This is a genomic window from Paenibacillus sp. FSL H3-0321, assembly GCF_038002865.1.
GTDB lineage: Bacteria > Bacillota > Bacilli > Paenibacillales > Paenibacillaceae > Paenibacillus_AQ.
Window position 1 is genome coordinate 6,095,020 of the sequence record NZ_JBBODH010000001.1, and the last position, 12,084, is coordinate 6,107,103.

At 46.2% G+C, this 12,084-nt stretch carries 7 protein-coding genes; 2 read left to right on the forward strand and 5 right to left on the reverse strand.

Going from position 1 to position 12,084, the window contains the following annotated elements; genetic code table 11:
- The first annotated feature begins 316 nt into the window (after positions 1-316).
- Positions 317-4,648: a collagen binding domain-containing protein gene (locus MHI45_RS27225; RefSeq protein ID WP_341119739.1), complete on the forward strand. Its 4,332-nt coding sequence runs from the start codon at positions 317-319 to the stop codon at positions 4,646-4,648.
- Positions 4,649-4,725: 77 nt separating this feature from the next.
- Here MHI45_RS27225 and MHI45_RS27230 read toward each other — a convergent pair whose 3' ends face one another.
- From MHI45_RS27230 to MHI45_RS27245, 4 genes are read right to left on the reverse strand one after another with little or no spacing between them, the layout of a single operon-like run.
- Entirely contained in the window at positions 4,726-5,868 is a 1,143-nt protein-coding gene (locus tag MHI45_RS27230; RefSeq protein ID WP_179091732.1) for a response regulator, read from the reverse strand.
- Positions 5,869-5,912: 44 nt separating this feature from the next.
- Positions 5,913-8,999: an ATP-binding protein gene (locus tag MHI45_RS27235; RefSeq protein WP_076110465.1), complete on the reverse strand. Its 3,087-nt coding sequence runs from the start codon at positions 8,997-8,999 to the stop codon at positions 5,913-5,915.
- Between the two features lie 52 nt (positions 9,000-9,051).
- Positions 9,052-9,636: a hypothetical protein gene (locus tag MHI45_RS27240; protein ID WP_076110466.1), complete on the reverse strand. Its 585-nt coding sequence runs from the start codon at positions 9,634-9,636 to the stop codon at positions 9,052-9,054.
- Positions 9,633-9,824, reverse strand: coding sequence for a hypothetical protein (locus MHI45_RS27245; protein ID WP_076110467.1), 192 nt, complete (start codon positions 9,822-9,824; stop codon positions 9,633-9,635). Before MHI45_RS27245 ends, MHI45_RS27240 begins: the two co-directional genes overlap by 4 nt.
- 319 nt (positions 9,825-10,143) lie before the next feature.
- On the opposite strand from MHI45_RS27245, the gene MHI45_RS27250 reads away from it, so the two are divergent.
- A complete protein-coding gene (locus MHI45_RS27250; protein WP_076110468.1) occupies positions 10,144-10,542 on the forward strand; it encodes a hypothetical protein in 399 nt (132 codons plus the stop codon).
- Positions 10,543-10,619: 77 nt separating this feature from the next.
- Here MHI45_RS27250 and gtfA read toward each other — a convergent pair whose 3' ends face one another.
- Positions 10,620-12,065 carry a sucrose phosphorylase gene (gtfA, locus tag MHI45_RS27255; protein WP_076110469.1) on the reverse strand — a complete coding sequence of 482 codons (1,446 nt, stop codon included), beginning with the start codon at positions 12,063-12,065 and terminating at the stop codon, positions 10,620-10,622.
- Between the last annotated feature and the right edge of the window lie 19 nt (positions 12,066-12,084).

Below are 12,084 nucleotides of genomic sequence, written 5' to 3' on the forward strand. Positions count from 1 at the left end.
TTGACCAGTCTGAACTGTACACCGACAGATTTATGGCTATGTATCATTCACCGTTGAAAGGGATGCCCCGCGTACTATGAAATGGCGCGGAGGCATCCCTTTTATGCGGTTATTTGTCGTTTCGGAAGGAAGCGATGTAAAGATGAATGGTTGGTGTTTGTCGGAAAATGAAAGTTTTTAATTGTATTTTGGGGAAATGTTCAGAAATTGTCCATACCGGAAATTTACTATTACAGTACCAGGCATCTATGCAGTTGGGCACTTGTGGAGGTCAAAGGGACAAGGGGGGATGGAGTGTAACGGGGGAATCACGGGAATGAATCGTCTCATTGAGACGCTGCTAATAGTAAAAGAGGGACTTTACGAAATGGAGGACAGTTCACAAGTGAGAAGAAGGAAGTTAAATATCTGGCTAATTGTTATTCTGCTGTTAACGCAGTGGACCTACAGCTTTGGGTTTAATGACCGCGTATACGCAGAGCCAAAAAATATTGCAGATCATTTGATCACAAGCGTTACTCTGGCCGTGTACACCGATGATAATTACACGGAGACCGTGACAGGAAATGTATATCAGCTTGACTCCTTTAGCGCGCTGAACTATACATGGGCGCTTGCTGATGGACATGGGTACGGGGCGGGATCGACATTTGAATTTGATCTTCCCGGGCAGTTTGAACTTTACAACGATCTGAACGGAGATCTTCTGTTAGAAGGCGAATCCGTCGGCACTTATACGGTCAATAAAGACAACAATCATGTTATCTTCACATTCAATGATTATATTGAAAAACATGACCAAGTGGGTGGAACGTTTACGGTCCGATCCCTTCTAAGCTCAAAGAAAATCCATGGCTCTTCTAAGCAGATTCTGACTTTTCCGATCCATGGCGGTACTCAGATCATTGAACTCCAGTTCAAGCCGAAAGCCGGTTCAACTATAGAGAAGAAAGGCACTCCTCTTCCGCAGTTCTACAATCCGACGCAAATTGCCTGGACCGTGGATGTGAACAAGGCATTGGATCGTGTGCGAAATGCAGCTGTGAAGGATGACATTCCGGACGGGTTGTCGCTGGATACGGCTTCAATCCTGGTACATGAACTTGATGTGAATCTGGATGGTTCGGTCACAGCGGGCAATATACTTGACAGCAGCAAATATGATCTTACATCTTCAACTCCGGATGAATTGAACTTGAAATTCACAGAGAGTCCGATGACCAAGGCATACCGAATTGAATTCGTTACGGATATTACAAGTGCGGGTGCCGATGCTACCAGCTATGCCAATACTGCAGTTTTTAGTGGAGGTAACGGATTCTCCAAGGAATCTACGGTCACTGTAACGGCGGGAAGGGGCAAACCACTGAACAAAATGGCAGCAGGCTACGATGAGGCCAGTCAGACTATTTCCTGGGCGATAGAATACAATTACAATCAAAAATTGATTCCGGCAAGCAATGCAGTACTGAAGGATTCCTTGAATGCTACCCAGGAGCTCATCCCAAGCTCGCTAAAGGTATTCCCGGTTACGATTGAGCCTAATGGAAAGGTAGTAAAGGGTGGTACGCCGCTTCCTGATACTGATTACACGATAACCACCTCTGTAACTGCAAGCACCTATGATATTGAAATGAAATTTAACAATAACGTTAAGTCTGCCTACCGGATCGAGTATCAGACGAAAGCGAAGAATCGTGTCTTTGACAATGATACGATTACCAATAAAGTGACTTACAATGGAGAAACTGTATCGGCCTCGCAAGGTATAAGTCAGCAAATTCTATTTAAGAACTACAGCAATGTTGATTATTTGAACAAGACTGTAAAATGGACGATTACCGTTAACAAGGATTCCAAAATTATGAACGACCTGATTGTTAAGGATACGTTCAGCAATGCGGGGCTAAAGCTTGTTAAGGGTTCGCTTGTGATTCAACCTATTGGCGTCGGCGCTGCAGTCAGCAATGATGTGGTCTACACAGCACATGATCCTGCAGCTGCGAATGACGGCTTTACCATTACCTTTGATGATCCGATCTCCGAACCCTATGTAATTTCTTATACCACAACATTCAATTATGATTGGCTGTCCGCAGGCAAAGACAGATTTATCAACACTGCCGGGCTGGAATGGTACGAGAATGGAGCAGCGACTCCAAGCGGGAAAACGGTGACTTCTACCTTGAACCCAAGAGGTGAAGTGAAGAACAACGGACTCAAGAACGGTTCTTATGATGCAACTACGAAGAGAATTACCTGGAATATTGGGGCTAACTATAATATGAAGACACTGGCTAACGCCGTTTTGGAGGATACCATTGCCGGCGGACAGATCGTCGATATGGGATCGGTTAAGGTCTTCAAATGGGTTTACGGTGCGAATGGGAATCCATCCACAAGCTCCAATGTAAGTAAAGATGACTATGCAGTAGTAGTGGATAGTGGCAAGCTGAAAATAAGCTTTAACAAGGAGATCGGTTATGCGTTTTATGTTTCCTTCCAAACATCGTTTGCCGACCAGGCTATTGATCTGAATAAGGTTGACAATACGGCTGTATTGTATAACGGCACAACGAAGGAGTCCGCAGACTTGAGCGCCTCCGTCAATATCCCTCAAGGGGGAGAATATATCAACAAGAAGGGGACCCAAAACGGCAATAAAATTGACTGGTCCATCAACATCAACCGCAACCAATCATTTGTTAAAGATGCTGTGATTAAGGACATCCCGAGTGAAAATCAAATCCTGCTCAGCAGCACATTTCATCTCTACAAAACAACGGTTTCCAGCGATGGAACGATTAGCCCAACCGGGGAGGAACTGGAGAAGGATTCGGATTATACGCTGGCTCTTCTAAAAGACAGCGACGGGAAGGAAAGTTTCACACTGAAGTTTGAGAAGGATATTTCGGAGGCGTACATTCTGAAATACCAGTCGCTGATCACTGCACAAAACAATGAAAAAGTCAGCAACAAAGTAAGCTTCGAAGGTAAAAATGTAAAAGAAATTACGAATGAGAGTAACCAGGAAATCACGGTCAAGCTTTCAAGCGGCTCCGGCACAGGCAACGGTGTCAGAGGACCTTTACGCATCATTAAAATGGATTACAGTGATCCTGGCAAGAAGTTAAGCGGTGCAGCCTTTGATCTGTTCCGTGTATTTGATGATGAGATGGTTTGGATCAGTGAGGGTGTAACGGACGCAGAGGGTAAGCTGGAATTCACTAAACTGATCGGGGGGAATTATGCTGTGATCGAAAAAACAGCACCCGGTGGCTATCTGCTGGATACCAAACCTCATAGGGTCACGATTAATTCGACAACAGGCGTAGAGCAACAGATTACCAACAAAAAAGCTGCGACGCCGACGCCGACACCGACACCAACGCCGACGCCGACACCGACACCAACACCAACGCCGACACCGACACCAACACCAACACCAACACCGACGCCTACACCGACACCAACACCGACGCCGACACCGACGCCGACGCCGACGCCGACACCGACATCAACACCAACACCGACGCCGACGCCGACACCAACACCAACACCGACGCCGACACCAACACCGACACCGACACCAACACCGACGCCGACACCAACACCAACACCAACACCAACACCAACACCAACACCAACACCGACACCGACACCAACACCAACACCGACACCGACACCAACGCCGACACCGACACCAACACCGACACCGACGCCGACACCGACACCGACACCGACACCGACACCGACGCCGACACCAACACCGACGCCGACACCAACACCGACGCCGACACCGACGCCGACACCAACACCGACACCAACACCAACACCGACGCCGACGCCGACGCCGACGCCGACACCGACGCCGACACCAACGCCGACACCAACACCGACGCCGACACCAACACCAACACCGACACCGACACCAACACCGACGCCGACACCGACACCAACGCCGACACCGACGCCGACACCGACACCGACACCGACACCGACACCGACGCCGACACCAACGCCGACGCCGACACCAACGCCGACACCGACACCAACGGTAGCACCATCGCCAACGGAACCGTCGACACCGGCAGAACCACAGACGCCGACACCGACCGTGACACCAACACCAACACCAACGGTAGCGCCAACGCCAACGGAACTGGCTCCGCCGACATCAACGGCGACCCCGTCGGTCGTACCTACTGCAGTACCGTCAGCGGCTCCGACCCAACCTGCCATCACGCCTGCTCCGCAGCGGACCGAGGTCAGCACATTGAAAGAAATACCGATTGAAGGGGAAATTCCGCTTGGCGGCGTACCAAGTATCGGAAGTGATCCTGAACATGGGACAATAGTGCTTAAACCTGATGGCAAGTGGAAATATGTGCCTGACAACGGCTTTACCGGAAAAGACAAGTTTACGATTATCATTACCGATGAGGATGGGAACTCCGAGGAGGTCGAGATTGAGATTCTGGTCGATGAAGTGCCTACAGGCACACTGCAAAAACCTGAAAATCAAGACGTGCCAAACAGGCTGCCTCAGACCGGAGAAGAAAGTCCGCTATTGTTTTATTTAACCGGAGTTGTCTTGGTTATTCTGGGTGCAGGACTCTCCAGAAGATATAAGACACGCAATAAATAATCGAGAACTCATTGGAACATACGAAGACACCCAGCTGAAGAGCGGGTGTCTTTGTATGTTTTATGAGGCAAAGAAGACTATAGCTTTCTTAAATTAAGCTGCTTCCATTCTTCATACCAGTTTGTTATTTCTGCCGGGGGGCCGATGCTGAGATCTCTGTTAAGCAGCTCTGCTAGCAGGTTGTAGCGCTCCTCGACTGCCGCGCGTTCTCCAATGCTGTTATAAACTTTCATTAGTCCGAAATGGGCCTGCTCGAAATAGGGATACATCTGAACAACCCGCTGGTATACAGTAAGCGCCTCGGGGATTTTATCGCTACTGGTGCAGAACTCCGCCATGCCCATTGCATGATGCAGCCAGATGGATCTTAATCGCTGCCGTTCACTTTCCGCCCATAAATAATCATAATCTCCCAGATAGTCTCCTGCATAAAAATCAAATAACCGCTGATGTTCCGCATAATTATCGTGATTAATGGCGGGGAGTGCCTGAATACCTTTTTCCCATTCCATAACGTCGATAAGTAAGTTGTCTGTCTCTAGGATATATCCTCCTTCGGTACTGACACTGTTGATTAGCAGATCAATTTCAGCTTGTTTCAAACAATTCCGAACCTGGTAAATTGTTGTGTACAGTAAAGTGGAAGCCTTCTTATATGAGATATTGGGCCATAACATCTCAATGAGATGATTTTTTCCGACGAAACGGTTGCGGTTATGTAGTAAATAGGCGAATAATTCCTGAGACTTTGAGGTGCGCCAGCGGATATTTAGAAGCGGCTGTCCGCAACGTTCGAACCGGAGCGACTGAAAACTACGGATCACGGTTTTATTTTCGTGCTTATCGGCAGATTCCTCGACCTTTTGCTCCTCAAGACGCTGAATGGTTTTGAGCAATCGCTCCAGCTTTACAGGCTTCAACAAATAATCCAGCGCATTCAGCTCAAAAGCACCCACAGCATAGTTATTATAGGCGGTCAAAAAGACTATCTTGGTTCGCGGACACTGTATTTGCAGCAGCTCTGCAGCCATCATGCCGTTCAGTCCCGGCATTTCGATATCCAGAAATATGACGTCTGGATTCAACTGTGCAGATGCTTGTACAGCCTTGGCCGGATCAGTGTAAGCACCGATAACGTTAACCATGGGCATTTCCTTCAGCATCAGTTCCAGATTCATTAGGGCCAGCTGCTCATCGTCAACAAGCAAAGCTTGAATCATTGTCATTCCACCACCTATTTACAAAATAAGTTATTTCAGCTAACTTAAAGTTTTTTCGCCACACTGAAAGAGACTACAGTCCCTGATTCGACTACGCTCTGCACTTTCAGCGTACTCCCACAAAATCGTTTTAACCGCCGGTCGGTATTTAACAGACCAATACCCGTTCGGCTGTTTGTCTTTATATCTAGAATATGTTTGAGGGTTTCTTCATCAATCCCCATACCATTATCGGAAACGGAAATCTCGACAGCCTGGCCAATATCGGCTACTCTAATTCGTACTTCCCCGCCCTCAGGCCTCTTTAATATGCCATGGGTAACGGCATTATCTACAAGCGGTTGAATAGTCAAAGGAGGAATTTGGACTTGTATGTTATCGTCGATCTCCCATACCACCTGAAGCCTATCCTGGAATCTCTTTTGTTGGATATACAGATAGGAACGAATAAGACTAAGCTCCCGATCAAGTGTTACTAGACGGTCAGAGTTTTGAAAATCTATGCCAAGCCTAAAATAGTTGGTGAGTTCATCAATTAAATCATCCATTTTTCCCCGGTCGATCTTACTGAGGGCAGATACTGCATTAAACGTATTGATCAGGAAATGAGGTTTGATTTGAGCCTGCAGCAATGCTGCTTCCATACGCAATCCTTCATTTACCGATTTTTTGAGATTTGTCAGCGATCTTACTCTGGATTTCAGTTCGGTTGCATTCACTGGTTTGGTTACATAGTCATTTGCCCCGGACCGGAATCCTGCTTCAATATCCTTTTCTCGATTACTGGCCGTCAAGAGAAGGACTGGAAGCTCTGCGATAGAAAAACGTTCGCGAATTCGTGCAGTCAGTTCGTAACCGGACATTATCGGCATGGTTACATCGGAAATGATTAGGTCCCATACGCCTGTTTCCAGCAGCGCTAGTGCTTCTACGCCGTTGATTGCTGAAAACAGATCATAATGTTCATTCGCAAAAATTGACTTTAGCACATTTAGATTAACAGGATCATCATCAACAACCATCAATTGTATCCTGTCAGTAGGTGAAGTGAGATTTAGCTCTGTGTAAGGAGAGCTCGTGTCAAGAGAAGCTCTAACATCATTGTTTACAGCTGTATTATCTGGAGCTTCAGGTACCAGCTCAGGTAGCTTTCCATCAGCTCCATCTGCATCAAGCTTTAATGTGAAAGTGAAAATAGAGCCGATATTGATCTCCGATCGTACCTCTATCGTTCCACCATGCATTTCAACAAGCTGTTTGCATATGTTAAGCCCCAGGCCAACTCCCCCCCTGAATGAAGCCGAGTCTAAAGGTGCCTGAACGTACGCCTCGAATACTCTACTCATTGTTTCCGAATCCATCCCCATCCCCGTATCTGCAACCGAAATGCTCGCCCATTCGCCTTTAATTTCGGCATACACTGAAACCTCGCCTGCTTCGGAGTACTTTATAGCGTTATGTAAAAGATTGAACAGAATTTGATTCAATCTGTACTCATCAGCAAATACTGGCGGGAAATCTGCCGGTATACAGTTGACCAACTGAATAGGCTTGCCCTCTATCATAAAGCGAAGCATATCGAGAACACTTGAAGCAACGCCATGTACGGAAATAGCCTCAAAGTTTAAATGAATCTGATTTTCCTTCAGTCTGGCTATATCCAGCAGATCGTTCAGCATATAAGACATACGCCGGCCAACCTTGACCAGCAAATGAAGGTCGTTAGCACTGTTTATCCCCAGCTTGTTCTGTTCTCTGTCGAATACCGACTCTGAGAGGTTAATCATACCGTGCAGTGGATTACGTAGTTCATGGGCTACAGTAAACAGAAACTCATCCTTTTGTTTGTCCGCCTTTTGCAGTATACCTGCCAGCTCCTGAGAGTCCCGTGACACCCCGATAAAGCGCTTGAACCAAAAGGCTGCAATACAAATCATCGCAATAATAAGGTCGAAAGGATATGAGGGCACCTCAATCCGGGCCTTTTCGTAAATAACAAGCCAAATCATACTGCTGACAGCAGCAAGAGCCGCTAGGAACAGAAAAATATTATCCGAAACCTGCTTGACCGTCGATCTGTACATCACATAAGGAGTAAGCAGGCAAGGAATGAACATTAGAGCGAAATATAGTGTTTCATGACCCTTCACAAGATGTAAAGGCAGAAGGCACACCGCCAGAATTGCAATGCAGCACAGGAGATTGTAGACTCGAACCGCCCGGTGGGGCACCCAAGAAGGAAGCTTGTCCTTAATCAATTGCTGCAAAAAGAACGCACCTGACAGCATAACGATATAGACAATTTTTTGTCCCCAGATATAGGTGAAGGGAAGCCACTTATACAATAACCTTGCATCGGTTAGTAACGTTGCGAAAATAATACAAACCATCATCATTGAGAAAGAAATCAGTTGCTTGTTCCGGGCTCCTAAAACATATAACAAAAATCCGTAGAGGGCATGAAGGGCATAAGCCACACAGGCAATCCAGAGCACATTTTCTTTTATTTTTATGTTTTTTCTAAGAGCGTTTTCCAGTCCGAATTCAACGGAATGAACAATCCCGCCACTACGAATTCCGTCAAAATTAGAGACTTGTATGATAAGTTCAATTTCGCTCTGATCTTTTATTGTAAAATACATTGTATACGGTTTTTCTAGTGGTGTGTAGTTGTCTTTGGTCATTCCCGGCTGTCCTGAGTGACCTAGCAGCTGACGGTTTATGTATACTTCTGACGAGCTTTTTATCCTCGTGATGTGGACGCCGTAAGACTCTCCCTTGTCTGGGTCCAGAAGAATCCTCAAGCGGTAAGTACCGGAACCATACTTGCCCTTGCCATATAAATCATCCTTTAAATTCCAAGTAGCCGGAACTTGGATCCATTGGCTTGGTGGTTGGAGTTCAGATAATGAACTGCCATTCCTGAATGGGAGCACACCGGGATAGAATTCCCATTCGCCATTCAGCGGCAGAGAGTGTTCGGTCAGAGAATCCCATCCCCGCAGATCCAGTACCCCTTGTTCCGCAAGAGGATAGTCTGCAGCCAGATTATATTGCAGCCATTCCAGACGTAAACCGGTTAAGACGACCATAAATATTGTGGATATTATCCATATTTTAGTTTTCTTCATAATGAACCTCTCATTCGACATGACAATATGCCTGAACCTTCTTGTTCTCCGGCTAATTCAGTGAAGCGGGCAGTTTAATCCCATGCAGCTTGCCGCCGGATTGAACCAGCAGCATGCCGCCGGTCTTCAGCAGGGGGGCGAATTCTCGTGATCCGGTACGGACGGTGAATACGGGCTTCGAGCTTATAAGGTCATAGGCATGCAGCAGTCCGTCGGACTGTCCGACATAAACCCCCTTGCCGAATATAGCCGCTTGCACCGTAGCGTTCTCTCCCCCATCGAAGTGTATATATTGTCCGGTATTCAGTTTCATGGCAATCAGGCCATGGCTGTTGTAATCGGTGAAATAGACCCGGTCCTGATGCACCAGGCCCAGCGGGGAGCGCTGATCATATCTCTCCTGGGCCCATTTCTTCACCGGCTCTGCGCCGGGCACATAGTTATTGAAATCGTATAGAGCGAGGCGCTGCCCTTGGTGAATGTACAGATCGTTCCCGTTAAGAAATGCGGAGCCATAAGAGCCGCCTCCGTGATATATTCCGTCCGTTACGGCATTGTCCGTCCAACCGTAGGTCCGCTCTCCTTTGAGTGCTCCGGTTCGGAGATTGAAGGCGGCGATTTTGATTTTGCGGTTCACCGGGTCATCATCCAGCATGAATAACTCGCAGGTTGTACCACCGGTGCCTGTATTTGCTGGTAATAGATGTTGCTTGTGCTTACTGCTGCCTCTTCTGCCTGAGCTGTTCCACCACCCGCTCCGAGTGGCAGCATCAGAGCAGCACAGACGGCACAGCTAAGTTTCATGAAATATTGTTCCTTTCTCATTGTGAATCCTCCATCCTCAATTGTATTGTAACCGGTGCATATTCTGGAACTTCTATTATATAGACTTATTATTTGTTAAAAAGTTACATTGAAATAGAGGGGGGAGTTAAATTTGAATTCTGCAGGGAGCAGAGATTCAATTGGAACAACGGTCCGAGGAAAAAGCTTATTTTTCAAATATTAAAATATTCATATATATATACAGAAACTTTAAATACATATATACTTGAGTCAGCTAAAATGAAGCTCTTGAGATCATTTTTAAAAAAGAAATAGAATCTTGTCTTCATATAATTATTAAGATAGGAGGCAAGTTTGTTTGAGTACTGTAAGCATCCTTGTACAGGCATATTTGGGGATTGAAAAACGTTATGAAGAACTTGTTAACCAATATTCGGGATTAACTTTTCTTGAAGGTTCAACTGCAGTTGTTGAAGGAGGAGCTTATTCTTGGAGTCCCCTAAGTGCAGATGCAGCATCAATCCAAGAGCGCCTATATGCTGATTACATAGACTTAATTAAAGTTGCACGAGAGACCCTGCAAAGTAAGGATAGTCCTTATTTTATAACGTATGAAGAGAGCGTAAAAGTAACACTAGCTTATTTCGCTCAAGAAGATTTAGTGTTTGTCTCATCGCTGGAAGAAGTTTTTAAGATTGTAAAAAGAGAAATAGATCTTCAACGTTCTATCATCTGCTCCATGATGTATGATAGTTGATTTTATTTTATCGGATATAAAAATAAAACCAGCGCGCACGGATCGCATCCGTGCGCGCTGGTTGTTTATATTCTACCCTACCCAAATACCTCAGTCCACTCTCCTGCCTGTTCTCTAGCCAGAATGGTAAATTGCTTGGTCAGTAGATTCGCTGCAAGCTTTGCCTCACTAGCTTGATGTTTCCACGTGATTTCCAGCTCATGACTGCTCTTCTCTTGAATTGTAATATCGCCACTGAAGGCAGGGCAGCTGTTTCTGAATTTCAGCAACTGGAACAACTTTTGTACAACGGGGCGTTTGGTCTCAACCTCAATTTCCTCCTTGGTGTAATAGTGCCGGTTGATATTGCGTCCTTCCTTCGTGCTCTCCAGCAGTTCAATATCATTCTCTCCGGCCAGCAAGCCTACATAATAGATTTGCGGGATACCCGGTGCAAAGCACTGAAGAGCCCTTGCCAGAAGATAGGCCTGATCGTCGTTTCCAAGTGCAGAATAATAAGTGCAATTAATCTGATAAATATCAAGATTGTTGTAAGCTTCCGTACTGTAAATTTTCTTAACATTGGCGCCTTGGCTGTAGAGATGTTCACGGGTCATTTCCGCTTCCTCATCTGATAATAAGTCCTTCACATCAACGACTCCGATGCCGTCATGAGTATCCAGGGTGGTAAATTGTTTGCGCGGACAAATCTGCAGCCAGTGGGCCAGACGATGGGCCTTCCCGCTGAACAGCGCATGCAGCACAAGCATCGGGAGCGCAAAATCGTAGACATAATAACCCTGCTCGGCAATCTTCAGCTGAATGCTGTAATGCTCGTGAATTTCAGGCAGCACGGTGATACCGGTAGGATTTACAATATCTTCGGAATACTTAAGCATTTCCCAGATCTCCGGCTCTACAAAAAAGCAGTTCGTTCCAAGCTTTTTGTTAGCATAAGCGAAAGCATCCAGGCGGATAATCGAGGCTCCCTTTCCGGCGAGAAAAGTCAGATTGTCCCGGACAAACTTCTTCGTGGTTTCTGTTGTCACATCCAGGTCAATTTGCTGCTCATCAAAGGTGCACCAGACTTTCTCCGTAGTTCCGTCTTTAAATGTGACTTCAACGTACGGTGCACGGGGTTTGCGTTTATAGATCAGATCGACATCCGCATCTGTGGGTTCGCCGCCGGGCCAGAAGTCCTTATACCGGATGAACAGATCAGCATATTCCGAATCCTCTTTTTTATCCAGAAAATCCCGGAAATAAGGCGACTGTCTGGAAATGTGATTGATCATAAAGTCGTACATCATATAGAATTTCCTGCTCATCTCTTCAACCTCAGACCATGATCCAAAGGATTCATCCACTTGGGTGTAATCCATGGGTGCAAATCCGCGGTCGCCGGACGAAGGATAGAAGGGCAGTAAATGGACCCCGCCGACCACTCCTTTCAAATGTTTGTCCAATATTTCATTCAATTCTTGTAAATTGCGTCCCAAGCTATCGGCATAGGTGATCAGCATGGCTTCATTTTTAATTTGCATAATAAAATGTTCCTCTCTG